Origin of the sequence: Aquibium pacificum (assembly GCF_040839445.1) — a bacterium.
Classification (GTDB): Bacteria; Pseudomonadota; Alphaproteobacteria; order Rhizobiales; family Rhizobiaceae; genus Aquibium; species Aquibium pacificus.
Genome location: NZ_JBDPGJ010000003.1, coordinates 610,174 through 637,147, shown reverse-complemented (window position 1 = coordinate 637,147; position 26,974 = coordinate 610,174). Strand labels below are relative to the sequence as shown.

Genomic DNA, 26,974 nt, shown 5'->3' with positions numbered 1-26,974 from the left:
GTCCTCAGGGTGTGGGGACGGTGCCCTGCTCGAACGTACACCCGTCGGTCTGGGTGGCTGCGCCGGTGACGATGTTGTCCACGCAGAGGAAGGGGCCGGTATACGCAATGATTCCCCACGCCTCCGTAGCGACCACGGAAGAGAAGACGTTCTCCTGAGCGATGACAGGACCGATGGCATCATAGCTCCATATGCCGGCGGCATAGCTGGCCCCGAGCGTCTCCAGGATGGTGTTCCTTGCCACCACCACGTTGGACGGTGCATCCAGTACAATTGCATAGGACTGGGAGGGCGAGATCGAATTTGAGATGAAATTGTTCGTGATTTCGCTGTCTATCAGATCGTTTGCATACACACCGTTCACAACCGCACCCGTTCCCGCCTGAGGTGCACCGACGTTCGGCAAGCTCGCGACAGTTCCCGGCCTTGCGGTTGCGATACCAGAAGCGCCGTAACCTGAGGGTGCGGACAGCGCGCCGGCCGGCGGAGTGCTGTCGGTGTTGACGATCCGGTTTCGCCGGATCGCGATACCCGAGCCAGCTATACTCAAGGCCACCTGAGTGCTCCCGTCGATTAGATTGTCCTCGACGACGTGACCGGCCGACCCGTCCGCTGTGTTCTGGTCCAGATACACTCCGGCGTTGAAACCCCTGATGTTGCCATTCCTGAGCGTGATGTTCTTGCGGTTCAGCGCGTAGACCCCAACGGCCTGCGTGGCCGCTCCGGAAGCGAGGCCGCCGAGCTTGAATTCGTTGAAGTCGATGGTGACATTGCTGGCGGCAATGGTGATCGCGGCGCCGCTGGTTATTGCCGTGACGATGTTCTTCTTGAGGCAGTAAACGCCCTGTGCGGTGATCGTGACCGGCACCGCGGTGATGGCGGTGCAGTTGACCGTCTCGGCCAGAGCCGGAGCGGAGAAAAGAACGCCCGCAGCGCCAGCCAGTGCTAGAAGAAATTTCTTCATTCTTGCTTCCCCTTGCGTTTGCCGTAGAAAATTCGACGACGCGCGTTGCCCCAAGGTAAGGTATCGTTAATAAAATCGGTGTCAAGCAAAGCCACTCTGGCATTCACAGCGTGCCGAGGAACCAGAAGCATCTTCGTGCGTTTTGAACCGCGGCGATTGGCGCTGTCGAAATATTGAGAGGGTTTCATGGAAGACGCAGGCGTAGGCTGGATTGCAGCGATCATCATCGGCGGGGTCGCCGGATGGCTGGCCGAGCAGTTCATGAAGAGCAACATGGGCTTGCTCATGAACATCATCCTCGGCATCGTGGGCGCAATCGTCGCCAACGCGCTGCTCGGCCTCTTCGGCATCGCGCTGGGCGGCTGGATCGGCTACCTCATCGCAGGCTTCATCGGCGCGTGTATCCTGATCGCCATAGGACGCATGTTCCGGCGCTGACCGGCGCAGCACCCATGCAGAAACGGCCGCCGTGGCATTCGCCCGGCGGCCTTTCGTTTTGTGCCCGGAGCGCCTAGATATCCATTGCACCCTGTCATGCCGGGTGCGGGAGAACAGCGAGCGGGAGCACCATGGTCACCGTCATCGACACGATAGCGCGTCCGCGCCTTCGCCATCCCGAGAAGGCGCATCGCCCCGACCAGGAGGTGCTGCGCAAGCCGGAATGGATCCGGGTGAAGGCGCCGGTGTCCAAGGGCTATTCGGAGACGCGCGAGATCGTGCGCTCGCACGGGCTGGTGACGGTGTGCGAGGAAGCCGGCTGCCCCAACATCGGCGAGTGCTGGGACAAGAAGCACGCCACCTTCATGATCATGGGCGAGATCTGCACGCGCGCCTGCGCCTTCTGCAACGTCGCGACGGGTCGCCCGAATGCGCTCGACCGGTCGGAGCCCGAAAGCGTCGGCAGGGCGGTTGCCAAGATGGGGCTGAACCATGTGGTGATCACCTCCGTCGACCGCGACGATCTTGACGACGGCGGGGCGCGGCATTTCGCCGAGGTGATCCACGCCATCCGCGCGGCGGCGCCCGGCACGACGATCGAGATCCTGACGCCCGACTTCCTGCGCAAGGAGGGCGCGCTCGAGATCGTCGTCGCGGCAAAGCCCGACGTCTTCAACCACAATCTCGAGACGGTGCCGTCGAACTACCTGACGGTGCGGCCCGGCGCGCGCTACTTCCACTCGGTCCGGCTTCTGCAACGCGTCAAGGAGATCGATCCGTCGATCTTCACCAAGTCGGGCATCATGGTGGGGCTGGGCGAAGAGCGCAACGAGGTCTTGCAGCTGATGGACGACCTGCGGGTCGCCGACGTCGATTTCCTCACCATCGGCCAGTACCTCCAGCCGACGAAGAAGCACCACCCGGTGAAGACATTCGTGACGCCGGAGGAGTTCAAATCCTACGAGGCGGTGGCCTACACGAAGGGTTTCCTCATGGTCTCGGCTTCGCCGCTCACCCGTTCGTCGCACCACGCCGGCGAGGATTTCGCGCGGCTGAGGGCGGCGCGGGAAAAGAAGCTCGCATCCGCCGCCTGAGCCGCCCGAGCGATGCCGAAACACGAGACCGTCCGCCACGTCCGCCATTCGCCCGAGCGCATGTTCGCGCTGGTGGCCGACATCGAGAAATATCCCGAGTTCCTGCCGATGTGCGAGGCGCTGAGCGTGCGCTCGCGCAAGGAGCGCGACGGGGTCGAGGTGATCGTGGCCGACATGACCGTCGGCTACAAGGCGATCCGCGAGACCTTCACCAGCCAGGTCGTCACGCGCATCGGCGAGCTTGCCATCGACGTGAAGTATCTCGACGGGCCGTTCCGCTATCTCGAAAACCGCTGGCGCTTCGAGCCCGACGGGGAGGGCGGCACCAACATCTGCTTTTACATCGACTACGAGTTCAAGAGCCGGATGCTGGGCATGCTGATGGGCGCCATGTTCGATCGTGCCTTCCGCATGTTCTCCAGCGCGTTCGAACGGCGCGCGGACGACATATACGGCAAGCGCGACGATGCGGTCAGCGAGCCTTCAGTCTCGCAAGCATGAGTTCCAGCGCCGTGCGGACCGTCTCCTGACGGATGTAGTCGCGGCCAAGGTCGTCGAATTGCCGGCATTCCGCTTCGGGCTCCTGGCCCTGCGCCGCCACGCCGAACCAGACGAGGCCAACCGGCTTCTCCGCCGTGCCGCCGCCGGGGCCCGCGACGCCGGTCACCGCCATGGCGACGCCTGCGCGCGAGCGCGCGAGCGCGCCGGCCGCCATTTCGAGCGCCGTCTCGCGGGACACGGCGCCATGGGCTTCGAGGGTGGAGTGGGCGACGCCCAGCATCTCCTGCTTGGCCTCGTTGGAATAGGTGACGAAGCCGCGATCCACCACGCTCGACGAGCCGGGGATGTCGGTGAGGGCTGCGGCGATCATGCCGCCTGTGCAGGATTCGGCCGTCGCCAGCATGATGCCACGCGTCTGGCAGGCGGCCAGCACCTGGCGGGCGAGGTCCTCGTGCGGGCTCATGCGGGCAGTCCGCCGGGATAGACGACGGTGGCTGTGGCGATTGCCGCAATGCCTTCGCCGCGCCCGATGAAGCCGAGCTTCTCGTTGGTGGTGGCCTTCACCGAGACGCGGTCGCGGGCGATGCCCAGCATGTTCGCCATGGCTCCGACCATGGCCTCGCGCCGCGGGCCGATCTTCGGCGCCTCGCAGATCAGCGTCACGTCCGCGTTGGCGATGCGGCCGCCGCGGGAACGCACGAGGCTTGCCGCGTGCTCGACGAACAGGCGCGAGGCGGCACCCTTCCACTGCGGATCGGAGGGGGGGAAGTGGGTGCCGATGTCGCCGGCGCCGCAGGTCGCGAGCAATGCGTCGGTCAGCGCGTGCAGGCCGACGTCGGCATCCGAATGGCCGAGAAGCCGCCGGTCGTGCACGATCTCGACGCCGCACAGCGTGACGTGGTCGCCCGGCGCGAAGCAATGCACGTCGTAGCCGTTTCCGGTCCGCACGTCGGGAAACCGGTTCGTTGCATCGTTCAGCCTCTCGTCCGCCATGGCGATGTCCCTCGCATAGGTGAGCTTGACGTTGCCGGCCGAACCCTCGACGATCCTGACCGGGATGCCGGCCCATTCGGCGATCGCGGCATCGTCGGTGAAATCGTGGCGGCCTTCCGCGCTTGCCTTCTCGTGCGCCGAAAGGATCGCCGCGAAGGAGAAACCCTGGGGGGTCTGCGCCGTGTGGAGGCCGGCGCGCGGGACGGTGGCCTCGACCAAACCGGCGCCGTCCGCCCGCTTTACGGTGTCGGAAATCGGCAGCGCCGGCAGGACGCCACCGCTCTCGCCGAGCGCCGCGACGACCCGTCCGATGAGTTCCGGATCGACGAAGGGACGCACGCCGTCGTGGATCAGCACGCCGCGCGGACGGCGTCCGGCCAGCGCCCGCAGAGCGAGCAGCGTCGATTCCTGCCGGGTCGGTCCGCCCGTCACCACGAGAACCCGTTCGTCCGCATCTGGAACGGCGTCCCGGTAAAGGGCCGCGTCGTCCGCGTGGATGGCGATGGCGATGTCGCCGATCGCGGGATGTCTTCGAAAAGCCTCGAGCGTGTGGGACAGGACGGCACGACCGCCGATCCGGCGATACTGTTTCGGACCGTTATCCTGGCCGGCGCGCGCGCCGCGACCAGCCGCCACGATGACCGCTGCGACGCCTTCGGCCGGGGGTTCAGGTGCGGTCATGGGTATACATCGCCGGGTTCGTTTCCTAGCGACGCGTCTAGCCCACGCGCGTCGCAAATGGCCAGACAATTGTATATGTGGAGCGGTCGCGTCATTTTTTGCGTTGCAACACGTCCTCGGTCTGTCTAATAGATAAGCACATTCAGATGTTGCGCGGTTTTTGTGCATGTTGGGGTTAGAGGAACTGGCCGGAGCACTCGATATCGGCGGTGCGGTCATCCGCAACCGGATTTTCCTGGCGCCGCTTTCGGGGATCACCGACCGCGCGTTCCGCAGCCGTGCATACTTGCACGGCGCCGGCATGGTCGTATCCGAAATGGTGGCGAGCGGCGAACTCGCCCGCGGACGGACCGATTCGCAGCGACGGATCGGCCGCTCGGGCGCGGCGCTGCACGTGGTGCAGCTTGCCGGCCGTGACACCCACTGGATGGCAGAAGGCGCCCGTATCGCGGCCGGCGAGGGCGCCGACATCATCGACATCAACATGGGATGTCCCGCCAAGAAGGTGACGGGCGGCTATTGCGGCTCGGCGCTGATGCGCGACCTCGATCTTGCCGAGAGCCTCATCGAGGCCGTCGTCGGCGCGGTCCAAGTTCCGGTGACGGTGAAGATGCGGCTCGGATGGGACGAGACGGAACTGGCGGCGCCGGAACTGGCGCGGCGCGCCGAAGAAGCGGGCGTGCGCATGGTCACGGTCCACGGCCGCACGCGCTGCCAGTTCTACAAGGGGCGGGCCGACTGGAAGGCGATCGCGGCGGTGAAGGACGCGGTCGGCATTCCGGTGGTGGCGAACGGGGACATTGATACGGCGCAGGATGCAAGGGACGCGCTGGCGCAGTCGGGGGCCGATGCCGTCATGATCGGCCGCGCCCACTGCGGGGCGCCCTGGGCGGCGGGCGCGATCGCGGCGGAAGCCGCCGGCACGTCCGCGCCGGGCGTGCCGCGCACCCCCGAGGCGCTCGCCGAATATGCGCTTTCGCATTACGAGGACATGCTTTCGCTCTACGGCGTCGAGTTGGGAGTCCGGCACGCGCGAAAGCATCTCGGCTGGTATCTCGACCGCCATGCGGGGACCGTTTCGGCCGCCGACCGCCACGCCATCATGACGTCGCACGACCCGAAGCAGGTCATGTCCCATCTCCGCGCGGCGCTGCTTGCCGGGTCCGGACCGTCCGCCGTCGCGAGGGCGGGCGCCGGAACGCAATTCCTTGGTAGGGCAGCATGAGCATCAGCACCTTGTCGAAGCCAGCGGATGTCGATCCGGCGCAGATGGTCCTCAACACGATCCGGCACCCGGTCATTATGGTCGACGGCGAGGGGCGGATCACCTATGCGAATGCCGACGCGGAGGACTTCTTCCGGTCGAGCGCGTCCATCCTGGCGCGCAACGTCATCGATCACTTCGTGCCGTTCGGCAGCCCGTTGCTGACGCTGATCGACCAGGTGCGAGAGCGCCAGTCGCCGGTCAACGAGTACCGGGTCGACATCTCTTCTCCACGGATCGGCTCCGACAAGCTGGTGGACATCTATGTGGCGCCGGTTGCCGAACTTGCCGGGTCGGTCGTCATCATGTTCCAGGAGCGTTCAATGGCCGACAAGATCGATCGTCAGATGACGCATCGCGGTGCCGCCCGCTCCGTGACGGGCCTTGCCGCCATGCTTGCCCACGAGATCAAGAATCCGCTGTCGGGTATCCGCGGCGCCGCGCAGCTGCTCGAGAGCGCGGTCTCGGACGAGGATCGCGCGCTGACGCGCCTGATCACCGACGAAACCGACCGGATCGTCGCGCTCGTCGACCGGATGGAGGTGTTTTCGGACGAGCGGCCGATCGACCGCCATCCGGTCAATATTCACGTCGTGCTCGATCACGTGAAGGCCATCGCCCGCACCGGCTTTGCCAGCCGCATCCGCATCGTCGAAGACTACGATCCTTCGCTGCCGCCGGTGCTGGGAAACCGCGACCAGCTCGTTCAGGTGTTCCTTAACCTCGTAAAGAACGCGGCCGAGGCGATCGCTGGCGATCCGGCCGGCGAGATCACGCTGTCGACGGCGTTCCGGCCCGGCATCCGGCTTTCGGTGCCGGGAACGCAGGACCGCGTCTCGCTGCCGCTGCAGTTCTGCGTGCACGACAATGGCGGCGGCGTTCCCGAGGACATCCGGCCGATCCTGTTCGATCCGTTCATCACCACCAAGCCCAACGGCTCGGGCCTCGGCCTGGCGCTCGTCGCCAAGATCGTCGGCGAGCATGGCGGCGTGATCGAATGCGATTCAGCACCGCGCGGAACGACCTTCCGCATACTCATGCCAGCCTGGAAGGACGATCCGGTCCGACCCGGCTTTGAGATCGATGGAGACGAAACGCGATGAATCGCGGCAGCATACTCGTTGCGGACGACGACGCGGCGATCCGGACCGTCCTGAACCAGGCCCTGTCGCGGGTCGGGCACGACGTCCGGGTCACCTCGAACGCGGCCACGCTCTGGCGCTGGGTCGCGGCGGGCGACGGCGATCTCGTCATCACCGATGTGGTGATGCCGGACGAGAACGCCTTCGACATGCTGCCGCGCATCAAGAAGGCGCGCCCGCATCTGCCCGTCATCGTCATGAGCGCGCAGAACACGTTCATGACGGCGATCCGTGCATCGGAAAAGGGCGCTTACGAATACCTGCCGAAGCCGTTCGACCTCACCGAACTCCTCAACATCGTCAACCGCGCTCTGTCCGAGCCGAAGCGCCCGTCGTCTGAGCAGCGCAGCGAGGAACAGCCCGAATCCATGCCGCTGGTCGGGCGCTCCGCCGCCATGCAGGACATCTACCGCATGCTGGCGCGCATGATGCAGACCGACCTGACGGTGATGATCTCGGGCGAATCGGGCACCGGCAAGGAACTGGTCGCCCGCGCGCTGCACGAATACGGGCGGCGCCGGAACGGGCCGTTCGTAGCGATCAACATGGCTGCCATCCCGCGCGACCTGATCGAATCGGAACTGTTCGGGCACGAAAAGGGTGCCTTCACCGGCGCCCAGAACCGCTCCACCGGTCGCTTCGAGCAGGCCGAGGGCGGCACGCTCTTCCTCGACGAGATAGGCGACATGCCGATGGAGGCGCAGACGCGCCTGCTGCGCGTCCTCCAGCAGGGCGAATATACCACCGTCGGCGGACGGACGCCGATCAAGACCGACGTGCGCATCGTCGCGGCCACGAACAAGGACCTGCGCACGCTCATCAACCAGGGGCTCTTCCGGGAGGACCTGTTCTACCGGCTGAACGTGGTTCCGCTGCGCCTGCCCGCCCTGCGCGAACGCTCCGAAGACGTTCCGGACCTCGTCCGCCACTTTTTCATCCAGGTCGAGGCCGAGGGCCTGCAGGCCAAGCGCATCTCGGCGCCGGGGCTGGACCTGATGAAGCGCTATTCCTGGCCGGGCAACGTGCGGGAACTGGAAAATCTCGTTCGCCGCCTCGCCGCGCTCTATCCCCAGGAGGAGATCTCGGCCGAGATCATCGAGGCGGAGCTCCAGACCTCCGACCGGCCGTCGTCGCCGCCCAACGGCGTCATGATGCCCGATGACCTGACCATCGGGCAGGCGATGGAGCATTATCTCCAGCGCTACTTCGCGTCGTTCGGCGACGACCTCCCGCCCGCCGGGCTCTACCAGCGCATCCTCGAGGAGGTGGAGTATCCGCTGGTGCTGGCTTCCATGACCGCCACGCGCGGCAACCAGATCAGGGCAGCCGAGCTGCTCGGCCTCAACCGCAACACGCTGCGCAAGAAGATCCGGGAACTCGGCGTCAACGTCTACCGGACGTCGCGGACGTCCTGACCCTCGGAAGGACAAGGCGCCTAACATGCCGGGAGTGCCGGCGGCGGTCCACGTCGCCGTGCACCTCATTCCATTGCCGCTCCGGTTACGGTCTCGGAAGTGCCTGACGAAGCCGGTCCTGACAGGCCCGCCGCAGTTCCGCGTCGCTGCCGTTTGTTGCAGAATAGCCACAATACATTGCAACATGGCCACGTAAGATTCGGAGTGGCATCGCGCCAATGGCAGCACATACCGAGATGGTAGAGGGCGACATGCCCGAGGAGGCCGCGTCCGCCGAGGGACGCCGGCATTCGGTCCTGCCGGGCATGATGACCGTCATCGCAGCGCTGGTGTGCGCGGCCGTGTCCTTCGTCATCCTCGTCGGCCTCGGTCCGATCGCGCCGACCAACGAGGTGATGCTGACGCTGATCGGCATCAACGTTGCCCTGATCCTCCTCCTAGTCTTCCTCATCGGCCGCGAGGTCCAGCAGATCGCGCTGGCGCGGCGGCGCGGCAAGGCGGCCTCGCGGCTGCACGTGCGCATCGTTACCCTGTTCTCGCTGATCGCCGCGGTCCCCGCCATCATCATCGCGATCGTGGCGTCGATCACGCTCGACATCGGGCTGGACCGCTGGTTCGAGGTGAAGACCAAGGCGATCGTCAGTTCGTCGCTGTCGATCGCGGAAGCCTACATCCAGGAAAATGCCCGCAATCTGCAGGGCACGACGCTTTCCATGGCGATCGACCTCGACCAGCGGCGCTCGCTCTACGGGCTCGACCGCATCGGTTTCCAGGCGCTCCTGACCCAGCAGGCGGTGGGCCGGGCTCTCGCCCACGCGGCGCTGATAGACGCCAACGGCAATTTCATCATGCAGGCCGACACCCCCGCCGACTTCGACATGCCGGAGGCGCCGGCCGGCGCCGTGGAGGAGGCCGCAGACGGCCGGCCGGTGCTGATCGAGCCGCGCACCCGCAACATCGTGGGCGCCATCATCCGCCTGCGCGAAATCGAGGACGTCTATCTCTACACGATCAGGCTGGTGGATCCCGAGGTGATCCGCGCGCGGCAGATCGTGCGGGCCAACGCGGACGACTACGGCGCGCTCGAAGGCAGCCGCACGACCGTCCAGGTCGCGTTCGCGCTCATCTATCTCGGGCTGACGCTGATCATCATCCTGTCGGCCATCTGGACCGGCATCGCGGTCGCCGACCGCCTCGTGCGGCCCATCCGCCGCCTCATCGGCGCTGCCGACGAGGTCGCGACCGGAAACCTCGACGTCTCCGTTCCCGTCCGCAATTCGGACGGGGACGTCGCGTCGCTCAGCGATACGTTCAACAAGATGCTGCTGCAGCTCAAGTCGCAGCGCAACGAGATCCTCGCGGCCAAGGACCAGATCGACGAGCGGCGGCGCTTTTCCGAGGCGGTTCTGGCGGGCGTCAGCGCCGGCATCGTGGGCGTCGACGCCGAGGGGGTGATCACGATCGTGAACAGGTCCGCCGAGACCATGCTCGGGATCCGCGCGACGAGTTCGGAAGGCGAACGCCTTTCGTCGATCCTGCCGCATATCGGCCGGGTGTTCGAGGTGTCGCGCTCGTCGGGCAGGGCGGTCCACCGCGAGCAGGTCACCTTCAGCCGCGGCGGCGTGGAACGCACCTTCAACGTCCAGGTGACGATCGAGGAGGGCGACAAGAAATCCGAACTGCCGTCATACGTGGTCACGATCGACGACATCACCGACCTGGTGCAGGCGCAGCGATCCTCGGCCTGGGCGGACGTGGCTCGGCGCATCGCCCACGAGATCAAGAACCCCCTGACGCCGATCCAGCTTTCGGCGGAGCGCATCCGCCGGCGCTACGGAAAAGTGATCACCGAGGACCGCGGCGTCTTCGACCAGTGCATCGACACGATCATCCGGCAGGTCGGGGACATCGGCCGCATGGTCGACGAATTCTCCGCCTTTGCGCGCATGCCAAAGCCCGCGATGGAACCGATGGATCTGCGCGAGGCACTGCGGGAGGCGTCGTTCCTGGTCGAGGTCGGCAATTCCGACGTGGAGTTCCGCCGCGCCTTCGGAAACGAACCTCTCATCGGCCGGTTCGACAGCCGGCTGATGAGCCAGGCGTTCGGAAACCTGATCAAGAACGCCTCCGAGGCGATCGAATCGAACGAACGGAAGAACGGGCAGGCCGGCGTCATCCTGATCGCCGCCTCGCGCAAGGACGACTGGATCACCGTGGACGTCGTGGACAATGGAAAGGGTCTGCCGGCCGAAAACCGCCAGCGGCTCCTGGAGCCGTACATGACCACGCGAGCCAAGGGCACTGGCCTCGGTCTCGCTATCGTCAAGAAGATCATCGAGGATCACGGAGGGCGGCTGGAGCTCCACGATGCCCCGGCCGACTTCTTCGATGGAAAGGGTGCGCTGATCCGCGTGATCCTGCCGGCTTCCGACAGCGGTCCCGCCGACGAACTCCCGAGCACCAGGAACAGGCAGGAAGAGAAGGTTCACAATGGCGTCTGACATTCTTGTCGTCGACGACGAGGAGGACATCAGGGAACTCGTCGCGGGTATCCTCAGCGACGAGGGTCACGAGACCCGCACCGCCTTCGACAGCGACAGCGCGCTGGCGGCGATTGCGGACCGGGTGCCGCGGCTGATCCTGCTCGATATCTGGCTCCAGGGATCGCGTCTGGACGGGCTGGCGCTTCTGGACGAGATCAAGACGATCCACCCGAACGTCCCCGTCGTCATGATCTCGGGCCACGGCACGGTCGAGACCGCGGTCTCCGCGATCAAGCGCGGCGCCTACGACTTCATCGAGAAGCCGTTCAAGACCGACCGGCTGATCCTGATCTGCGAGCGGGCGCTCGAGACCTCGAAGCTGCGCCGCGAGGTGACGGAACTCAAGAAGCGCACCGCCGACACGTTCGACCTGATCGGCAATTCGGCGGCGATGAACCATCTGCGCCATTCCATCGAGAAGATCGCGCCGACCAACAGCCGCGTGATGATCATCGGTCCGTCGGGTTCGGGCAAGGAAGCGGCGGCGCGCGCCATCCATGCGCTCTCGGCGCGCAAGGACGGGCCGTTCGTGTCGATGAACGCGGCATCGATCACGCCCGACCGGATGGAGATAGAGCTCTTCGGCACGGAGCCGAACGGCGCGGAACGCAAGGTCGGCGCGCTGGAAGAGGCGCATCGCGGCACGCTCTACCTGGACGAGGTGGCCGACATGCCGCGCGAGACGCAGAACAAGATCCTGCGGGTCCTGGTCGACCAGCAGTTCGAGCGCGTCGGCGGCGCCAAGCGCGTGAAGGTCGACGTCCGCATCATCTCCTCGACCGCGCAGAACCTCGAGGCGATGATCGCGGAGGGGCGGTTCCGCGAGGACCTCTATCACCGGCTCGCCGTTGTTCCGGTGATCGTGCCGGCGCTGTCGGAACGGCGCGAGGACATTCCGTACCTCGTCGACCACTTCATGAAGCAGGTCGTACGCCAGTCCGGGATCAGGAACCGGCGCATCGGAGACGACGTGCTGGCCGTGCTGCAGGCGCACAACTGGCCGGGCAACGTCCGCCAGCTTCGCAACAACGTCGAGCGCCTGATGATCCTGGCGCGCGGCGACGACGTCGATGCCCCGATCACGACGAACCTCCTGCCGGCGGAGATCGGCGACGTGATGCCGCGTGCGCCCAACCAGTCGGACCAGCACATCATGGCCCTGCCGCTGCGCGAGGCCCGAGAGATGTTCGAGAAGGAATATCTGATCGCCCAGATCAACCGTTTCGGCGGCAACATCTCGCGTACCGCCGAGTTCGTTGGTATGGAACGGTCCGCCCTGCACAGGAAGCTGAAGTCGCTCGGCGTTTGACGGATCGGAGCAGCATGGAATGCGCGTGATCATTTGCGGTGCCGGGCAGGTCGGCTACGGCATCGCCGAGCGGCTCGCGGCCGAACAGAACGACGTCTCCGTCATCGACACCTCGCCGGAACTCGTGCGCACGATCCGCGACCAGCTCGATGTGCGCGGCTTCGTGGGGCACGGCGCGCATCCAGACGTGCTGGAAATGGCCGGCGCCCAGCAGGCCGACATGTTCATCGCCGTGACGCTCTACGACGAGGTCAACATGACGGCCTGCCAGGTCGCGCACTCGCTGTTCAACATCCCGACCAAGATCGCGCGCATCAGGGCGCAGTCCTACCTCCTGCCGCACTACCAGAACCTGTTCTCGCGCGAGAATCTGCCGATCGACGTCATCATCTCGCCCGAAATCGAAGTCGGCGAAATGGTGCTTCGCCGCATCGCCCTGCCGGGGGCAACGGACGTGGTGCGCTTCGGCGACGACCACGTGGCCATGGTGGCGATCGAGTGCCTGGAGGAATGCCCCGTCATCAACACGCCGCTGTCGCAGCTCTCGGACCTCTTCCCGGACCTGCCGTCGACCGTGGTCGGCGTGTGGCGCAACGGACGGCTCTTCATTCCGCATTCGGCCGACCAGCTCGTGGCGGGCGATCTCGCGTACGTCGTAACCCGGAAGGACCAGGTGCGCCGGACGCTCGGCCTCTTCGGGCACGAGGAATCGGAAGCGCTGCGCATCGTGATCGCCGGCGGCGGCAATATCGGGCTCTACGTGGCCAAGGCGCTGGAGGCGCGACAGACCCGGACCAAGGTCAAGATCATCGAGGACACGCGCGAGCGCGCGGTGACGATCGCCGACAAGCTGCGCCGCACCGTCGTCCTGCACGGCAGCGCGCTGGACCAGAAGCTGCTGCTGGAGGCCGACATCCAGGACGCGGACCTGATGGTCGCGCTGACCAACAACGACCAGGTGAACATTCTGTCCAGCGTGATGGCGAAGCGGCTCGGCTGCAAGTCAACCCTGGTCCTGATCAACAATCCGACCTACCACGACTTCACGAAAACGCTCGGCATCGACGCCCACGTCAATCCGCGCTCGGTGACGATCTCGCGCGTGCTCCAGCACGTCCGGCGCGGGCGCATCCGGGCAGTCCACAGCGTACAGCGCGGTGCGGCCGAGATCATCGAGGCGGAAGCCCTGGAGACGTCGCCGCTGGTCGGCTCGCCGCTGCGCGACCTCGACCTTCCCGACGGAATGCGGCTCGGCATCGTCTATCGCGACGGACAGGTGATCAAGCCGAGCGGCTCGCTGGTGATCCGCCCCGGGGACCGCGTGGTGATCTTCGCCATGGCGAGCGCGGTGCGCCAGGTCGAGCAGATGTTCCGCGTCAGTCTCGAGTTCTTCTAGAAACGCATGTTGTCCGACCTCCGCGGGACCGCGGACGGAGCCGAGGGGAAAAATGCCGAGAATTGCCTATGTCAACGGGCGCTACGTCCGACATGCCGACGCGGCGGTGCACATAGAGGACCGGGGCTACCAGTTCGCGGACGGGGTCTACGAGGTGTGCGAGGTGGCGCGCGGCTTCATCATCGACATGCCGCGGCATCTCGACCGGCTCGACCGGTCGCTGCGGGAACTGGCGATGGACTGGCCGCTGGCGCGCAAGGCGCTCGAAGTGATCATGCGGGAGGTTGTGACGCGCAACGGCGTGCGCAACGGCCTGGTCTATCTCCAGGTGACGCGCGGCGTGGCCCCGCGCGACTTCCTGTTTCCGAAAGACGTTACTCCGGCCCTCGTCGTCACGGCAAGGAAGGTGGATCCCGCCCTTGCCGCCAGGCGGGCCGAGACCGGCATCAAGGTGATCACCGTGCCCGAAAATCGCTGGGACCGCGTCGACGTCAAGACGGTGGGCCTCCTGCCCAACGTGCTGGCCAAGCAGACGGCAAAGGGCGCGGGCGCGCAGGAGGCGTGGTTCGTCGATGTCGATGGCACCGTGAAGGAGGGCGGATCTTCGAACGCCTGGATCGTCACGAAGGATGGCCGTCTCGTCACCAGACCGGCCGAGCACGGCATCCTGCGCGGCATCACCCGCATGACCCTGTTCGAGGTCGCCGCCAAGCTCGGCCTCGTCGTCGAGGAGCGCGGCTTTACGGTCGCCGAGGCGAAGGACGCCCGGGAAGCCTTCATCAGCTCGGCGACGACCATCGCGATGCCGGTGGTCGAGATCGACGGCCATACGATCGCGAACGGCCATCCCGGATCGGTGGTACTTTCATTACGAGAAGCTTTTTTTGACGTTGCGGAAAAAAGCCAAGCCTGATAACCGCAGGGAGGGGGAGTGGGGCGAGCAATTGCGCCCGTCCTTCCGAGGTGGGTAGTTTTCCGTACATTTGGATCGCGCGTTTGTGTGTTGACGCCGTCGTGTACGGGGGACGGGGAACGGCGAAAGAAAAGAAAAATGGCGGAACGTTCGCAGAATCTTCAGGATCTGTTCCTGAATTCGGTACGAAAGAGCAAGAACCCTCTCACGATCTTCCTGATCAACGGTGTGAAGCTCACAGGCGTGGTGACGTCGTTCGACAACTTCTGTGTGCTGCTGCGCCGCGACGGGCACTCCCAGCTCGTCTACAAGCATGCCATTTCCACCATCATGCCGAGCCAGCCGGTTCAGATGTTCGATGGCGAGGAAAGCGGCCGGGAAAGCTGATTGGACGCTAGCAATCCGGGCGGGCGCCAGCAGGGGGCTAAGGAGCGGCAGGCCGACGAGGCGCTGAAGGGCAAGACGGCGCGTGCCGCGATCGTCGTTCCCGTGCTGCCGCGTTTTCCCCGCGAGGAAGACGAGAGCCGGAGCCGGCCGAGGCTGGCGCGGTCTCCAGAGGCGCGCTTCGCCGAGGCGATCGGGCTTGCCAGGGCGATCGATCTCGATCCGGTCTATACCGAAATCGTGACGGTCAACGTGCCGCGTCCGGCGACGCTTCTGGGAACCGGCAAGATCGAGGAACTGGCCGAGCACATCAAGCAGGCGGAGGCGTCGCTGGTCATCATCGACCATCCGCTGACGCCCGTGCAGCAGCGCAACCTCGAAAAGGCGCTGAACGCCAAGGTGCTGGACCGCACCGGCATCATCCTCGAAATCTTCGGCGAACGCGCGCGCACCAAGGAAGGTGCGCTGCAGGTGGAACTCGCCCATCTCAACTACCAGAAGGGCCGCCTCGTCCGGAGTTGGACCCACCTTGAACGCCAGCGCGGCGGCGCGGGCTTCCTGGGCGGCCCCGGCGAAACGCAGATCGAAGCCGACAGGCGCATCCTGCAGGACAAGATCACCAAGCTGAAGCGCGAACTCGAAACCGTCCGGCGCACGCGCGAACTGCATCGTTCCAAGCGCAGGAAAGTTCCGTTCCCGGTCGTAGCGATCGTCGGTTACACCAATGCGGGCAAGTCGACGCTCTTCAATCGCCTGACCGGCGCCGAGGTGCTGGCCGAGAACATGCTCTTCGCGACGCTCGACCCGACCTTGCGGCGGGTACGGCTGCCGCACGGCACGATCATCATCCTGTCAGATACCGTCGGCTTCATTTCCGATCTGCCGACGCATCTGGTCGCGGCCTTCCGGGCGACGCTCGAAGAAGTGGTCGAAGCCGACCTCGTCATTCACCTGCGCGACATTTCCGATCCCGACACCGCGGCGCAGGCCGAGGACGTCGAGCGCATCCTTTCCGACCTCGGCGTCGACACGGCGCCCGACGGCAAGGTGATCGAGGTGTGGAACAAGGTCGACCGGTTGGACGAGCAAAGCCGGGAGCGGCTGTTCGACCAGGCCGCCCGCGATCCCAAGGCGCCGCCCGTGGCGGTGTCGGCGATCACCGGGGAGGGGCTGGAGAACCTTCTCCACATCGTGGAGAGCCGCGTTTCGGGCGAACTGGAGACGATGACGGTCCAAATCCCGCCGGATGCATTGCGCCACCTCGACTGGATCTACCGGAACGCCGAAATCGTCACGCGCCAGGATCTCGATGACGGCGGCGCGGAGCTGACGATCCGTGTCACCCGCGCCACGCGCGCGGAACTGGAAAGCCGGCTGACCGTTGCCGGGCCGGCGTCGGAGTAGCGTGGCCGGTGGGCCTACTCGGCCGCCTTCGCGCGCTGCCAGAGTTCTTCCATCTCGTCGAGCGAAGCATCTTCGAGACGGCTTCCGGAAGCGTTGAGCTCCCGTTCGATGAAGTGAAAGCGGCGGCGGAACTTCTCGTTGGTGCCGCGCAAAGCGGTTTCGCCGTCGATGCCGGCGTGGCGGCCGAAATTCACCAGCGCGAAGAGTACGTCGCCGAACTCGTCCTGGGTGGAGGCCTCGTCGCCCTGGGCGATGGCCTGGCGGAGTTCGGCGATCTCCTCCTCGATCTTGTCGAGGATCGGTCTGGCCTCCTTCCAGTCGAACCCGACCTTCGCGGCGCGTTCCTGCAGCTTTTTCGCCCGGAGGAGCGCCGGCATTCCGACCGGCACGCTGTCGAGGAACCCGTCTCCGTGATCTTCGGCGGGGATTCCCCGGGCGAGCCGCCTGCGACGCTTCTCCGCCTTCTCCTCGGCCTTGATCCGGTCCCACATTCCCTTGGCGGATCCGGCCGCGCGCGCATCGGCGTCGCCGAACACGTGCGGATGCCGGCGGATCATCTTGGTGGTGATGCCCTCGACCACGTCGCCGAAGGAGAAGGCTCCAGCCTCCTCGGCCATGCGGGCGTGGAAGACGACCTGGAGGAGGAGGTCACCCAGTTCCTCGCGCAGGTCGTCGAGGTCGCCGCGCTCGATCGCATCGGCGACCTCATAGGCTTCCTCCAATGTATAGGGTGCGATCGTGCCGAAATCCTGCTCGAGATCCCAGGGGCACCCGGTGCGCGGCGTGCGCAGCGCGGTCATGATTTCGAGAAGGCGGGAAATGTCGCGGGAGGGGAGCATGGCCGAGACTAGCGCGACGGAAGTCCGGTTCCAACCCGCGTCTTCAAGCGCTCGCGCCGCTGCCGCGCGGAGAGGACAGGCGATCTTCGATGCCGGTGCGGACCTTTTCCATCAGGTTCAGCAGTTGCGCCCTCTCGGCTTCGGTCAGGCTGCCGCGCACGATCTCGTCGCTTTCGCGGACCACCGGAATGGCCGCGGCGAGCACTTCGTTGCCGCGTTCGGTTATCCAGATCGCGCGGACGCGGCGATCGTTGGCGAGCGGCCGGCGTTCCAGAAGGCCGTCCCGTTCGAGCCGGTCGATCATGGGGACGAGCGTGGACTTGTCCAGTCCTCGCGCCTTTGCCAGCAGGGTCTGGCGGGCGCCGGGGTTCCGCTCGACGACGACCAGCAGGGCGAATTGCTGCGGGGTGATGCCGAGCCTGTCGAGACGTTCCTCGATCGTGCGGAATACCGCGAGATACGTCACCCGCAGTTCGCGCCCCATGAGGCCGAGAAGCATCCCCTGATCCAGGGAGCGCGCCTCGTCGTCGGCAATCGCGCTGTCACCGCTCGTCAGCATTCATCCAACCCGCACTCTGGTATGCGGGATGGATAGACGCAGGAGTGCCATCCGTTCAAGTCGAGAATTCGCCTGGCCTAAAATAGTTTCAGGGCGGGCGCGTCGATACTGCCCGCTAAAACCGCAACTGCCCGACTTGTGCCCGATGGACCGGACCGGGTCTTTCCGGACGCGGTCCCGCGTGCAAAGCTGTCGCGATTCCAGATCGGCCAGAGGCATGCCGCTCAACCGATTCCCCGCCCGGTTCCTCCTCCTCGTCATGTTCTGGCTCGTTCCGGCCACGAGCCGATTCGACCAGGCTTTCGCGCATGCGTCGGATCGCGGACACGTTATGCTCCTTCCGACGGGATACTACCTGCTGGGCGGAGCCATTGCCGTAGCCCTCAGTTTTGTCGTGCTTTTTTTCGTCGACCCGCGTTCGCTCGATCGGCTCGCCCGGGTCCGGGCGACCGTCTTCAGGCCGCCGGTGGATGGAAAACTCGTGTCGAGTTCGGTGTCCTTTCTCGTCCTCGCGGGTCTCGTGGCGGCTGGCTTCCAGGGAAGCCGCGACCCGCTGTCGAACCCCTTGCCGCTGGTGGTCTGGACCGTGCTGTGGGTCGGTATCGTCCTGCTCCAGGGCGTTGCCGGAAACCTCTGGCGGTGGATCAACCCCTGGTATGGGCCGTGGCGCCTGTTCGTGCTCGCAGCAGGCAGAGGTACGGACCGGTGGCTCGACTATCCGAAGGCCTTGAGCCTCTGGCCGGCCTTCGTGGGACTGTCTCTTCTCGCCTGGTTCGAACTGATCTACCCGGCGCCCGACGACCCCGCGCGGCTTGCCGCGGTGGTGGCGGTCTACTGGGCCGCCACATTCGTGTTGATGGTGCTTTTCGGCTTCGACCGGTGGAGCCGGGACGGCGAGTTCCTGACCGTCTTCATGGGCATGATCTCCCGGATCGGAATGCTCGCCACGCAAAGGCTGCCGGGGTCGGCGGAACTGCGCCTGAACCTTCCGGGCGCCCGGCTGGCGGATCAGCCTTCGCTGCCGATCGCCGGGACGGCGTTCCTGCTGCTCGCGCTTGCATCGGTTTCCTTCGACGGACTGATGCGGACCTTCGTCTGGCTCGGTTTGGTCGGCATCAATCCCTTGGAGTTTCCCGGCCGAAGCGCGGTCATGAAGGCTAATACGGTTGGTCTTTGGACGACGTTCTGCGTGCTCGGTGCCGTATTCCTGCTGGCGGTCGCGGCCGGTGAAAGGTTGGCGGGGCGAAGGGCCTCGGCCCTGGAGGCGGCCGGCGCGCTCGTCTGGTCGATCATGCCGATCGCGCTAGCCTATCATTTCTCGCACTACCTGACGTCTCTCCTGGTAAACGGCCAGTACGCGCTTTCCGCGATCTCCGATCCGTTCGCCAATGGGTTGAACCTCTTCGGCACGGCCCGGCACCACGTGTCCGCGGGAGCCGTGCTCGGCGCGGAGTCGGCCTGGGTCATCTGGAATTTGCAGGCGACGGCCATCATCGCCGGCCATGTGCTGGCGGTGGTGAGCGCGCATCTGATCGCCTGGCGACGGCATGGATCGGCGCGGCTGGCGACGATCAGCCAGCTGCCGCTCGCCGTGCTGATGGTGGCCTATACGGTGTTTGGCCTGTGGCTGCTCTCGACGCCCACGGGGTACTGAGAACACGCCTCACGACCGGAGGCGTCTTCCCCAGCGGCAGTTCCTGTTGCCACGGTCGGGTATTGGTGATTTAGTTTGTACACATGCGAAATCTCGTGCCACGGCGGCGGCGCGAAACGCAGTGCTTCGGTCGATTTGCGATGAACACACAGGAGAACCGGCATGACTGAAAACAGCAATCAATCCAGTCTCTTGAATAAGACCATCAACCGCCGCTCGGCGCTTGTCGGGATGGGTGCCGCCGCCGGCGCGACGCTGGCGCCGGGCTTTGTCCGCTATTCGCAGGCGCAGTCCTCCGCACCGATCAGGATCGGCTTCCAGTGCCACCGCACCGGTATCGGCGCCGCCTACGGACGATGGTACGAGCGTGTGACCAATGCCGCGGCCAAGCTGATCAACGACGCAGGCGGCATCAATGGCCGGCCGATCGAGATCGTCATCGAGGACGACGGCACGGACCCGAAGCGCGGTGCCGAGGTCGTGGAAAAATTCGCCAGCCAGCACAAGACGGACGTCGTCTTCGGCACGCTGTTCAGCCACGTGGTCGCCGGCTCCGCGCCGGTCGCGGGCGAACTGAAGATGCCCTACTACGTGGTGAGCGAGGGCTATCACGTCGCCTCGGGCAAATTGAACCGCTACGTCTTCCAGCCGGGCATCACGGACGTGCGCTCGCAGGTGACGGCCATGGCGCCGTGGATTTCGCAGAACCTCGGCAAGAAGGTCACGATGATCTTTCCGGACTACGCGTTCGGCCACGACCATCGCGACTTCTTCACGCCGGCCATGAAGAACGCGGGCGGCGAGGTGATCGCGCAGGTGCCGATCCCGCCGACGGAAAGCTCGTTCACGCGCTATTTCCCCAACATTCCGCAGGACACCGAGGTGCTCTACCACGTCATGGTGGGACCGGCCGTGCTCACCTTCGTGAAGGAGCTCGGCGAGTTCTACGGACCGACGGCGCCGAAACTGTTCGGGTTCGTCGATTCGCTCGAGGCCGTGGACATCAACAGCCCGGGCCTGGAGTTCCTCCAGGGCAGCCATTTCTGGGAAGGCATGCCGCGCTACCTCCAGCCGGATGCCCCTGACTACGTGAAGGCCTATCGGGACGCGGTCGGCATCAACGAGCAGGGCGCATCCGTGGCCGATCCGAAGGACGTCTCGACGGCTGCGCACATGTTCGGCTGCTGGGAGACGCTTTACGTCATCAAGCAGGCGATGGAGGCGGCCGGCTATGCCGGTCCCGACGACCGCGCCAAGCTGGTCGAGGCCACGGAAGCGCTGACGGCGTTCGCGGCGGGCCCGGAACATCCGCAGGGCGACAAGGTCTTCAACGGCAAGAACCACCAGGCTTATGGCCACCAGAACATCTCGGTGGTGGAAGGCGGCATGCTGAAGGTGGTGCACACCACGTCGATCGAGGACGGGATGTACGAGCCGGAGGCGGATTATACCACGCAGGCGCTGTAGGCAGGGCGAGGCATCGCCTTCCCGGTACTGACGAGGTATATTCGTCGTCAGTACCAAATGCGGAGAATTGCCATGGCCAAGGAAGCGGTCTTCACAATGAAGCTGGAGCCGGAGCTGCGCGACGCCTTCATGGCGGCGGCGCAGCGTGCCGACCGTCCCGCTTCGCAGCTCGTTCGCGAGATGATGCGGGAGTTCGTCGAGGCGCACCCGGAACCGGACGCGGCATACTGGGCGTTCGTGCGACGCAAGGTCGAGAAGGCCCGCAAGGAGGTCGCGGAGGGGCATTTTTCGACCCAGGAAGAGGTCGAGGCGGACATGAAAGCCCGGCATGAAAGGATCATGGCCTCAATGAATGACGATCGTGGATGAATGTCGTCTGGTCGAATTCGGCGCGGAGGAACCTTGGGGAGATCGTTGCCTATATCGCCGCCGACAACCCAGCGGCTGCAATGTGGATAGACGGCCTTATCGTCTCGGCGGCTGCTCGGCTGCGTGACTTCCCAGCCATGGGAAAGCCGGGCGCGATGCCCGGAACCCGGGAACTACTGCCCCACCCGAGATACCGGCTGGTCTACGCGGTGTCGAATGACGCGGTAACCATTCTGGCCATCGTTCATACGGCGCGCCAGTGGCCGCCGGTTCAAGACTGAGGCCATCGGGGAAATGGCGCTCGGTCCGCATCTCCTACTCGCGACGCTCGAAGGCCTCGTCACGTCGGCCGTGCTGGCGCTGATGGCGCTGGGGCTGTCGCTGGTGTTCGGCGTGATGCGCATCGTCAACGTGGCGCATGGCGAGTTCTTCATGCTCGGGGCGGTGCTGGCCTGGTACTTTTCCACGTTGGTGACCGGCAACCCGGCGCTCGGCTTTCTCCTTGCGCTCCTGCTCAGCCCGCTGGTGGTAGGCGCGGTGGCGCTGGCGTCGGAACGGCTGGTGCTGAAGCGGCTGAACTACAATCCCGAGGCAACGATCGTCGCCACCATCGGCCTGCTCTACATCATCCAGCAACTGGCACTTACCTTCTACGGTCCCGAGGCGCGGCCGGTGCAGGCGCCGTTCAACTATCGCGTCGTCCTGCCCTGGTTCGGATATTCGGGCTACAAGCTGGCGGTGATCGGAGCGTCGACGGTGCTGGTTGCGGCGACCTGGTTTGTGCTGACGAAAACGCGCATCGGGCTCGTCATGCGGGCGACGCAGTACGACCGCGAGACCGCGCAGAATTTCGGCATCCCGGTCGATCGGGTCTATGCCGGCGTCTTCGCGCTTGGGGCGGTCCTCGCAGCCGTGGCGGCGGTGCTGGTCGTGCCGATCAGCCAGGCGCACTACCTGATGGGTCTCGATCCGCTGTTGTTGTCCTTCATCGTGGTCATCATCGGCGGGCTCGGATCGCTGCGCGGCACCGTGCTCGCGGCGGTGTTGATTGGCGTGTCTGACGGGGTGATCTCGGTCTTCTTCTCGCCGACGCTGGCCAAGATGATCGCCACGCTGGCGGTCGCCATGGTGCTCGTCTTCCGGCCGCAGGGCCTGTTCGGAACCGCGCCGCGATGATGGCGGGGGCGGGGACACGGGCGGTGCTGCTGCATCTCGGCGTCATCGCCGTGCTCGTGCTCTTGCAGTTCGTCTTGCCCGAATATCATCGGGGGGTCATGTCGCGGGTGCTGGTGCTGGCGGTCTTCGCCATGGGCTACAATCTGCTGTTCGGCTATGCAGGGCTGCTCAGCCTCGGCCACGCCATGTTCTTTTCGGCCGGTCTCTACGGTGCGGGGCTGGCGCTCTACTACCTCGACTGGGGGATCGTTGCCGGGTTCGCGACCGGCCTCGCCTGCGGGCTGGTGCTGGCGCTGGTGGTCGGCCTGCTGGCGCTGCGTACGACGGGTGTGGCCTTCATGATCGTGACGCTGATGTTCTCGCAGGTTTTCTACCTCACCACGCTCTATTTCACCCAGTGGACGCGGGGCGAGGAGGGGCTGGTGCTCGGACCGGAGATGCGGACCGTCTCATCCGCGGGCTTCACGCTCGAACTGTGGGATCCGACGGTCCGGTATTTCGCCGCGCTGGCGCTCTTCTCGGTCGTGCTGCTTGCCACCATGGCCATCGCGCGGGCGCCGTTCGGACGGGTGCTCGTCGCTATCCGCGAGAATGAGGAGCGCATGCGCATGCTGGGCTATGACGTCCAGCGCAACAAGCTTTCGGCCATGGTGCTCTCAGGCCTGTTCTGCGCGGCATCGGGAGCGGCCTATGCGCTGCTTTTCGGCTATATCGGATCGACCTTCGCCTCGATCCAGTACTCGATCCTGCCGCTCCTTTGGGTGCTGCTAGGCGGCGCCGCGACGACGCTCGGGCCGCTGCTCGGCACGCTCTTCATGTTCTACGTAATCGACGTTACGTCAGGCTACACGTCGGCATGGCTCCTGATCGTCGGCGTGGCGCTGATCGTGCTGGTGCTGTTCTTCCCCAAGGGCGTGCTCGGCACTGTGCGCGAACGGTGGCTGCCATGGCTGCCGTGACGTCGCTGCTCGTCACGCGCGGTCTGACCCGCCGCTTCGGCGGGCTGACCGCGGTCGACCATGTCGATTTCGAGCTGCCGGCCGGCGAGATCCGGGCCGTAATCGGCCCGAACGGGGCGGGCAAGACGACCTTCGTTAGCCTCGTCTGTGGTCGGATCACGCCGACAAGTGGCGCGGTCGTCTTCGACGGCGAGGACATCACCGCCCTGCCGGCGCACGAACGGGTGAGGCGGGGCATCGCCTACACGTTCCAGATCACGTCGGTGTTTCCGAACCTCACGGTATTCGACAACGTCGCCCTGTCGGTGCAGCGCAGTCTGATAGACGGCAAGTCGGGCGGCGGCGGACGGTTCTCCGCACGGGAACTGTCGCGCGGTGTCGAAGAAGCGCTGGCGCGCGTGCATCTCGCCGACCGGACGGACATGCGGGCCGGCAAGCTCGCCTATGGCCACCAACGGCTCTTGGAAGTGGCGATGGGACTGGCGCTGAAGCCCCGCCTGCTGATCCTCGATGAACCGACGCAGGGCCTTTCGGACGCCGAAATCGAAAGCTTCATCGCGCTTGTGAAGGAGATCGCGCGGGACGCGACCGTGCTCCTCATCGAGCACAATATGCCGGTGGTGATGTCGCTGGCGGACCGGATCACGGTCATGAACGCCGGAGCCGTGCTCGCCGAAGGCACGCCCGACGAGATCCGTGCCGATCCCCATGTGCAGCACGCCTATCTGGGGTCGCCCGAAGATGCCTGATGCCCTGTCCATCAAAGGTATCAACTGCTTCTATGGCGATGTTCAAGTTTTGCGCGATTTTTCGCTCGACCTGCGCAAGGGCGAGGTTCTGTGCCTCCTGGGGCGCAACGGCGCGGGCAAGACCACGGCACTGAAGGCGATCATGGGGCTGGTGCCGGTCCGCGCGGGCTCGATCATGCTCGGTGCGACTGACCTGTCGCGGCTGCCGGCGCACGAGGTGCCCAAGGCCGGCGTCGCCTACGTTCCGCAAGGCCGGCGGCTGTTTTCCGAACTCACCGTGGCAGAGAACATCGAGATCGGGTTGATGGCGCGCGGCAAGGGGGCGGCGACGCGCAAGGACGTGCTCGACCTCTTTCCGGTGCTGCGTGACCGGCTCTCGCAGCGTTCCGGGACGCTGTCTGGCGGCGAGCAGCAGATGCTGGCGATGGCGCGGGCGCTCTGCCTGGAACCGGACGTGCTGCTACTGGACGAGCCGACCGAAGGGCTGATGCCATCGATGATCGCCCGGATCCGAGAGACGGTGACGGCGCTGCGCGCGCGCGGAGTCTCGACCATGCTTGTCGAGCAGCGGGTGGACGCCGTGCTGCCTGTCGCCGACCGGGTCGCTTTCGTGGAGAACGGGCGCAACCGCAGGACGGTCGACGTCGCGGAACTGAAGGACGATCCGGCGATGGTCCGCCACTATGTCGGGGTGGGCTGAGGCAGCGCTGCGGTCCGGCAGGCCGGCGCGAGGAGCAGTGCCGCCCGGTGGGCAATGGCAGCGAGCGTGCGGCGGGTGGCGGCGAGGTCGGCGGCGTCGAGGCCCTCTTCCAGGCCGCGGGTGATCGCCCCGACCTCATCGAGCAGCGGCCGCGCCGTTTCCAATCCCCGTGCGGTCAGTCGCACCGTCTCGCTGCGCTCCTCGCCGCGGACCGCGAGGAGCTCGGCCGCGGCCATACGGGCGAGAAGACCGTTCGCCTCGGCGCCCGCCGCGATGCGGCCCGCGGCAAGCTGCGCGAGCACGCCGGGAACGGGCATCGGCGCGCCCGATTGAAGGAAAACCAGAACGGCCCATTCGGGGAAGGAGAGGCCGGCAGTCGCGAGTCGGCTGTCGAGCAGGTCGCGCAGCGTGCGCTCGGTGGCGCCGATCGCGCGCGTGAGGGGTGGCGTGGTCATGAATCGGATCCTTCGCAGGCGGGATCGGCGGGGATGAGAGCGGCAGCGTCGAGAAGCGTGGCGAGCGCGGCCGCGAGTTGTGCGGTGTCGCGGCTTTGGGGGCCACCGAGCGGCGCCGTCAGCTGACGATCGAGAGCCTCCACGACAGCGCGCGCTTCCGACGCGGTCGCGGCGCCGGTATCGGTAAGCGTGAGCCGCAGCGCACGGCTGTCGCGTCCGTCCGGCCGCCGGGTCACCAGGCCGAGCGATTCCAGAGAGCGGACCAGCTTGGAGACGTAGATCGGCTGCAGCGTGGCGTAGGCGGCGAGTTCGCGCTGTGTCGGTTCAGTACCGCGGGCCGCCATGACGTGGAGTGATGCGAGTAGGGAGTATTGCGCATGCGTGAGCCCGAGATGCGTCACCGCGCGATCAACCTCGGTCCGCCAACGCATCGCGAGATGCCAGACGAGGGAGCCGATGGTGCGCGTTTCACGGGACATGCGGATAGATTACATGGAAACAATATCCATGGCAACTATCGACACGCGCGGGGACTTGTCAATGTCGCGCGATCGGCTCGTTTTGGTCGATGTTTCCGAGTAAGCGTGGCCGACGAGGCAGCCAACGCGGACCAGAAGGCGACGCGAGTCGAGACGAAAGGCGGGTCCGTCCACCACTCCACGTGGCGCTCCCGCTTTCCGCGCATCTTTCGGGGGAGAAAGAAGCGGCGTTCCTCCATCTTGCTGCATGTGCCCCTCGACCAACCTTCGTGGACCCGGGAGGATCCGTGCTGCGGGCGTCCGCGAGGGCCGTTTTCCGATGCGAAGCGAGAGACCGCCGAGCCCGGTGGAGCGGCCAACGTAGCGTGTAGAATGCCGGGAGCCGCGTCTCCAGTTCACACGAGGCTTACGCCGGCTTCCTTCATGCGCTGCGTCATCGCAACGAGGGAGCCGCCGAGGTCGATGGCGCGGCAGGCTTCGAGGGCGACGGTGACGGAGAAGCCTTCGCGAACGGCGTCGAGCGCGGAGTAGGCGACGCAGAAGTCGGTGGCGAGGCCGACCATCGTCAGCTCCGAGATGCCGCGTTCGCGGAGGTAGCCGGCGAGGCCGGTCGGTGTCTCGTGGTCGTTCTCGTAGAAGGCGGAATAGCTGTCGATCGAGGGGCGAAAACCCTTTCGGATAACGAGTTCGGCCTTCGTCCATTCGAGGTCGGGATGGAAGGCGGCGCCCTGCGAGCCCTGGATGCAGTGGTCGGGCCAGAGCGTCTGCTCGCCATAAGGCATGGCGACGGTTTCGAACGGGTTCTTGCCCGCATGGGTCGAGGCGAAGCTCGAATGGCCGGCGGGGTGCCAGTCCTGCGTCAGGATCACGTGGCCGGCATCCGCGATCATGCGGTTGACCAGCGGAACGATGGTGTCGCCGCCCGACACGGCGAGCGCGCCTCCAGGACAGAAATCGTTCTGCACGTCGATCACGATCAGCGCCTTGTCCGCCATTGCCTGCTCCGCCTCCTTGCCTGACCCGCGCATCGTGGGCACGAAGGTCGGCTTTGACAAGACGCTGCTTGCTGATATCATTTGCATACGAATGAATTTCGCAGCCGCGCGACGGCCGGAATCAGGGCCGGG

28 protein-coding genes are annotated in these 26,974 nt (G+C 65.7%); 20 read left to right on the top strand and 8 right to left on the bottom strand.

All coding sequences use genetic code 11. From position 1 onward, the window contains the following. Positions 1–4 precede the first annotated feature (4 nt). The gene (locus tag ABGN05_RS15550) at positions 5–964 is read right to left on the bottom strand and encodes a right-handed parallel beta-helix repeat-containing protein (RefSeq protein ID WP_367954942.1); all 960 of its coding nucleotides are present in this window, start codon (positions 962–964) and stop codon (positions 5–7) included. Between the two features lie 186 nt (positions 965–1,150). Here ABGN05_RS15550 and ABGN05_RS15545 point away from each other — a divergent pair, with 186 nt between their 5' ends. From ABGN05_RS15545 to ABGN05_RS15535, 3 genes are all read left to right on the top strand, one after another. Continuing rightward, positions 1,151–1,402, top strand: coding sequence for a GlsB/YeaQ/YmgE family stress response membrane protein (locus ABGN05_RS15545; protein ID WP_367954941.1), 252 nt, complete (start codon positions 1,151–1,153; stop codon positions 1,400–1,402). A 131-nt stretch (positions 1,403–1,533) separates the two neighbouring features. After that, complete coding sequence (gene lipA / locus ABGN05_RS15540) at positions 1,534–2,496, top strand: lipoyl synthase (RefSeq protein ID WP_367954940.1); 963 nt, start codon at positions 1,534–1,536, stop codon at positions 2,494–2,496. A 12-nt stretch (positions 2,497–2,508) separates the two neighbouring features. Further along, positions 2,509–2,997: a type II toxin-antitoxin system RatA family toxin gene (locus ABGN05_RS15535; protein WP_367954939.1), complete on the top strand. Its 489-nt coding sequence runs from the start codon at positions 2,509–2,511 to the stop codon at positions 2,995–2,997. Here ABGN05_RS15535 and ABGN05_RS15530 read toward each other — a convergent pair. Together ABGN05_RS15530 and ABGN05_RS15525 are read right to left on the bottom strand one after the other, a co-directional pair. After that, positions 2,969–3,460, bottom strand: coding sequence for a CinA family protein (locus ABGN05_RS15530; RefSeq protein WP_367954938.1), 492 nt, complete (start codon positions 3,458–3,460; stop codon positions 2,969–2,971). The two genes, ABGN05_RS15535 and ABGN05_RS15530, sit on opposite strands and share 29 nt — an antisense overlap. Further along, on the bottom strand, positions 3,457–4,671 hold the full coding sequence (locus tag ABGN05_RS15525) for a bifunctional 2-C-methyl-D-erythritol 4-phosphate cytidylyltransferase/2-C-methyl-D-erythritol 2,4-cyclodiphosphate synthase (protein WP_367954937.1): 1,215 nt from the start codon (positions 4,669–4,671) through the stop codon (positions 3,457–3,459). Before ABGN05_RS15525 ends, ABGN05_RS15530 begins: the two co-directional genes overlap by 4 nt. A 166-nt stretch (positions 4,672–4,837) precedes the next feature. On the opposite strand from ABGN05_RS15525, the gene dusB reads away from it, so the two are divergent. From dusB to hflX, 9 genes are all read left to right on the top strand, one after another. Continuing rightward, the gene (gene dusB / locus ABGN05_RS15520) at positions 4,838–5,896 is read left to right on the top strand and encodes a tRNA dihydrouridine synthase DusB (RefSeq protein WP_367954936.1); all 1,059 of its coding nucleotides are present in this window, start codon (positions 4,838–4,840) and stop codon (positions 5,894–5,896) included. Continuing rightward, complete coding sequence (locus tag ABGN05_RS15515) at positions 5,893–7,038, top strand: two-component system sensor histidine kinase NtrB (protein ID WP_367954935.1); 1,146 nt, start codon at positions 5,893–5,895, stop codon at positions 7,036–7,038. The genes dusB and ABGN05_RS15515 overlap by 4 nt, the downstream gene beginning before the upstream one ends. Beyond that, positions 7,035–8,492 carry a nitrogen regulation protein NR(I) gene (gene ntrC / locus ABGN05_RS15510; RefSeq protein ID WP_367954934.1) on the top strand — a complete coding sequence of 486 codons (1,458 nt, stop codon included), beginning with the start codon at positions 7,035–7,037 and terminating at the stop codon, positions 8,490–8,492. Before ABGN05_RS15515 ends, ntrC begins: the two co-directional genes overlap by 4 nt. Before the next feature lie 218 nt (positions 8,493–8,710). Then, complete coding sequence (locus tag ABGN05_RS15505) at positions 8,711–10,993, top strand: sensor histidine kinase NtrY-like (protein WP_367954933.1); 2,283 nt, start codon at positions 8,711–8,713, stop codon at positions 10,991–10,993. Beyond that, entirely contained in the window at positions 10,983–12,344 is a 1,362-nt protein-coding gene (gene ntrX, locus ABGN05_RS15500) for a nitrogen assimilation response regulator NtrX (RefSeq protein ID WP_367954932.1), read from the top strand. Before ABGN05_RS15505 ends, ntrX begins: the two co-directional genes overlap by 11 nt. Positions 12,345–12,363: 19 nt before the next feature. Further along, a complete protein-coding gene (gene trkA, locus ABGN05_RS15495; protein ID WP_367954931.1) occupies positions 12,364–13,740 on the top strand; it encodes a Trk system potassium transporter TrkA in 1,377 nt (458 codons plus the stop codon). A 52-nt stretch (positions 13,741–13,792) separates the two neighbouring features. Further along, on the top strand, positions 13,793–14,653 hold the full coding sequence (locus ABGN05_RS15490; protein WP_367954930.1) for a D-amino-acid transaminase: 861 nt from the start codon (positions 13,793–13,795) through the stop codon (positions 14,651–14,653). Positions 14,654–14,791: 138 nt separating this feature from the next. Beyond that, positions 14,792–15,040: an RNA chaperone Hfq gene (hfq, locus tag ABGN05_RS15485; RefSeq protein ID WP_367954929.1), complete on the top strand. Its 249-nt coding sequence runs from the start codon at positions 14,792–14,794 to the stop codon at positions 15,038–15,040. After that, positions 15,041–16,441, top strand: coding sequence for a GTPase HflX (gene hflX / locus ABGN05_RS15480; RefSeq protein WP_373695940.1), 1,401 nt, complete (start codon positions 15,041–15,043; stop codon positions 16,439–16,441). A 14-nt stretch (positions 16,442–16,455) separates the two neighbouring features. On the opposite strand, the gene mazG is transcribed toward hflX, so the two are convergent. Both mazG and ABGN05_RS15470 read right to left on the bottom strand, forming a co-directional pair. Then, complete coding sequence (gene mazG, locus ABGN05_RS15475; protein ID WP_367954928.1) at positions 16,456–17,280, bottom strand: nucleoside triphosphate pyrophosphohydrolase; 825 nt, start codon at positions 17,278–17,280, stop codon at positions 16,456–16,458. Positions 17,281–17,323: 43 nt separating this feature from the next. Beyond that, positions 17,324–17,839 (bottom strand): MarR family winged helix-turn-helix transcriptional regulator, encoded by a 516-nt coding sequence (locus ABGN05_RS15470; protein ID WP_367954927.1) that lies wholly within the window; start codon positions 17,837–17,839, stop codon positions 17,324–17,326. Between the two features lie 217 nt (positions 17,840–18,056). Here ABGN05_RS15470 and ABGN05_RS15465 point away from each other — a divergent pair, with 217 nt between their 5' ends. The 8 genes from ABGN05_RS15465 (at position 18,057) to ABGN05_RS15430 (ending at position 24,913) form a co-directional block, all read left to right on the top strand. After that, positions 18,057–19,493 (top strand): hypothetical protein, encoded by a 1,437-nt coding sequence (locus tag ABGN05_RS15465; RefSeq protein ID WP_367954926.1) that lies wholly within the window; start codon positions 18,057–18,059, stop codon positions 19,491–19,493. A gap of 162 nt (positions 19,494–19,655) precedes the next feature. Next, entirely contained in the window at positions 19,656–20,960 is a 1,305-nt protein-coding gene (locus tag ABGN05_RS15460; protein WP_367954925.1) for an ABC transporter substrate-binding protein, read from the top strand. A gap of 72 nt (positions 20,961–21,032) precedes the next feature. Then, the gene (locus tag ABGN05_RS15455; RefSeq protein WP_367954924.1) at positions 21,033–21,329 is read left to right on the top strand and encodes an antitoxin of toxin-antitoxin stability system; all 297 of its coding nucleotides are present in this window, start codon (positions 21,033–21,035) and stop codon (positions 21,327–21,329) included. After that, positions 21,326–21,610, top strand: a complete 285-nt coding sequence (locus tag ABGN05_RS15450; RefSeq protein WP_367954923.1) for a type II toxin-antitoxin system RelE/ParE family toxin — start codon at positions 21,326–21,328, stop codon at positions 21,608–21,610. Before ABGN05_RS15455 ends, ABGN05_RS15450 begins: the two co-directional genes overlap by 4 nt. 13 nt (positions 21,611–21,623) lie before the next feature. Beyond that, on the top strand, positions 21,624–22,505 hold the full coding sequence (locus ABGN05_RS15445) for a branched-chain amino acid ABC transporter permease (protein ID WP_367954922.1): 882 nt from the start codon (positions 21,624–21,626) through the stop codon (positions 22,503–22,505). Continuing rightward, on the top strand, positions 22,505–23,464 hold the full coding sequence (locus tag ABGN05_RS15440; protein ID WP_367955145.1) for a branched-chain amino acid ABC transporter permease: 960 nt from the start codon (positions 22,505–22,507) through the stop codon (positions 23,462–23,464). Before ABGN05_RS15445 ends, ABGN05_RS15440 begins: the two co-directional genes overlap by 1 nt. Beyond that, positions 23,461–24,213 (top strand): ABC transporter ATP-binding protein, encoded by a 753-nt coding sequence (locus ABGN05_RS15435; protein ID WP_367955144.1) that lies wholly within the window; start codon positions 23,461–23,463, stop codon positions 24,211–24,213. The genes ABGN05_RS15440 and ABGN05_RS15435 overlap by 4 nt, the downstream gene beginning before the upstream one ends. Then, positions 24,206–24,913 carry an ABC transporter ATP-binding protein gene (locus tag ABGN05_RS15430; protein WP_367954921.1) on the top strand — a complete coding sequence of 236 codons (708 nt, stop codon included), beginning with the start codon at positions 24,206–24,208 and terminating at the stop codon, positions 24,911–24,913. Before ABGN05_RS15435 ends, ABGN05_RS15430 begins: the two co-directional genes overlap by 8 nt. On the opposite strand, the gene ABGN05_RS15425 is transcribed toward ABGN05_RS15430, so the two are convergent. From ABGN05_RS15425 to pncA, 3 genes are all read right to left on the bottom strand, one after another. Next, positions 24,895–25,368 (bottom strand): MarR family winged helix-turn-helix transcriptional regulator, encoded by a 474-nt coding sequence (locus ABGN05_RS15425; protein WP_367954920.1) that lies wholly within the window; start codon positions 25,366–25,368, stop codon positions 24,895–24,897. The two genes, ABGN05_RS15430 and ABGN05_RS15425, sit on opposite strands and share 19 nt — an antisense overlap. Beyond that, complete coding sequence (locus ABGN05_RS15420) at positions 25,365–25,847, bottom strand: MarR family winged helix-turn-helix transcriptional regulator (protein WP_367954919.1); 483 nt, start codon at positions 25,845–25,847, stop codon at positions 25,365–25,367. Before ABGN05_RS15420 ends, ABGN05_RS15425 begins: the two co-directional genes overlap by 4 nt. Before the next feature lie 395 nt (positions 25,848–26,242). Beyond that, the gene (pncA, locus tag ABGN05_RS15415) at positions 26,243–26,842 is read right to left on the bottom strand and encodes a bifunctional nicotinamidase/pyrazinamidase (RefSeq protein ID WP_367955143.1); all 600 of its coding nucleotides are present in this window, start codon (positions 26,840–26,842) and stop codon (positions 26,243–26,245) included. Positions 26,843–26,974: the final 132 nt, after the last annotated feature.

Coding starts and splice junctions, on each gene's coding strand:
- ntrX (WP_367954932.1), top strand. CDS start 10,983: ATGGCGTCTGACATTCTTGTCGTCGACGACGAGGAGGACATCAGGGAA.
- dusB (WP_367954936.1), top strand. CDS start 4,838: ATGTTGGGGTTAGAGGAACTGGCCGGAGCACTCGATATCGGCGGTGCG.
- pncA (WP_367955143.1), bottom strand. CDS start 26,842: ATGGCGGACAAGGCGCTGATCGTGATCGACGTGCAGAACGATTTCTGT.
- ABGN05_RS15465 (WP_367954926.1), top strand. CDS start 18,057: ATGCCGCTCAACCGATTCCCCGCCCGGTTCCTCCTCCTCGTCATGTTC.
- hfq (WP_367954929.1), top strand. CDS start 14,792: ATGGCGGAACGTTCGCAGAATCTTCAGGATCTGTTCCTGAATTCGGTA.
- ABGN05_RS15450 (WP_367954923.1), top strand. CDS start 21,326: ATGAATGTCGTCTGGTCGAATTCGGCGCGGAGGAACCTTGGGGAGATC.
- ntrC (WP_367954934.1), top strand. CDS start 7,035: ATGAATCGCGGCAGCATACTCGTTGCGGACGACGACGCGGCGATCCGG.
- ABGN05_RS15430 (WP_367954921.1), top strand. CDS start 24,206: ATGCCTGATGCCCTGTCCATCAAAGGTATCAACTGCTTCTATGGCGAT.
- ABGN05_RS15460 (WP_367954925.1), top strand. CDS start 19,656: ATGACTGAAAACAGCAATCAATCCAGTCTCTTGAATAAGACCATCAAC.
- ABGN05_RS15550 (WP_367954942.1), bottom strand. CDS start 964: ATGAAGAAATTTCTTCTAGCACTGGCTGGCGCTGCGGGCGTTCTTTTC.
- ABGN05_RS15535 (WP_367954939.1), top strand. CDS start 2,509: ATGCCGAAACACGAGACCGTCCGCCACGTCCGCCATTCGCCCGAGCGC.
- ABGN05_RS15525 (WP_367954937.1), bottom strand. CDS start 4,671: ATGACCGCACCTGAACCCCCGGCCGAAGGCGTCGCAGCGGTCATCGTG.
- trkA (WP_367954931.1), top strand. CDS start 12,364: ATGCGCGTGATCATTTGCGGTGCCGGGCAGGTCGGCTACGGCATCGCC.
- lipA (WP_367954940.1), top strand. CDS start 1,534: ATGGTCACCGTCATCGACACGATAGCGCGTCCGCGCCTTCGCCATCCC.
- ABGN05_RS15545 (WP_367954941.1), top strand. CDS start 1,151: ATGGAAGACGCAGGCGTAGGCTGGATTGCAGCGATCATCATCGGCGGG.
- ABGN05_RS15455 (WP_367954924.1), top strand. CDS start 21,033: ATGGCCAAGGAAGCGGTCTTCACAATGAAGCTGGAGCCGGAGCTGCGC.
- mazG (WP_367954928.1), bottom strand. CDS start 17,280: ATGCTCCCCTCCCGCGACATTTCCCGCCTTCTCGAAATCATGACCGCG.
- ABGN05_RS15515 (WP_367954935.1), top strand. CDS start 5,893: ATGAGCATCAGCACCTTGTCGAAGCCAGCGGATGTCGATCCGGCGCAG.
- ABGN05_RS15420 (WP_367954919.1), bottom strand. CDS start 25,847: ATGTCCCGTGAAACGCGCACCATCGGCTCCCTCGTCTGGCATCTCGCG.
- ABGN05_RS15440 (WP_367955145.1), top strand. CDS start 22,505: ATGGCGGGGGCGGGGACACGGGCGGTGCTGCTGCATCTCGGCGTCATC.
- ABGN05_RS15470 (WP_367954927.1), bottom strand. CDS start 17,839: ATGCTGACGAGCGGTGACAGCGCGATTGCCGACGACGAGGCGCGCTCC.
- ABGN05_RS15445 (WP_367954922.1), top strand. CDS start 21,624: ATGGCGCTCGGTCCGCATCTCCTACTCGCGACGCTCGAAGGCCTCGTC.
- ABGN05_RS15530 (WP_367954938.1), bottom strand. CDS start 3,460: ATGAGCCCGCACGAGGACCTCGCCCGCCAGGTGCTGGCCGCCTGCCAG.
- ABGN05_RS15505 (WP_367954933.1), top strand. CDS start 8,711: ATGGCAGCACATACCGAGATGGTAGAGGGCGACATGCCCGAGGAGGCC.
- ABGN05_RS15425 (WP_367954920.1), bottom strand. CDS start 25,368: ATGACCACGCCACCCCTCACGCGCGCGATCGGCGCCACCGAGCGCACG.
- ABGN05_RS15490 (WP_367954930.1), top strand. CDS start 13,793: ATGCCGAGAATTGCCTATGTCAACGGGCGCTACGTCCGACATGCCGAC.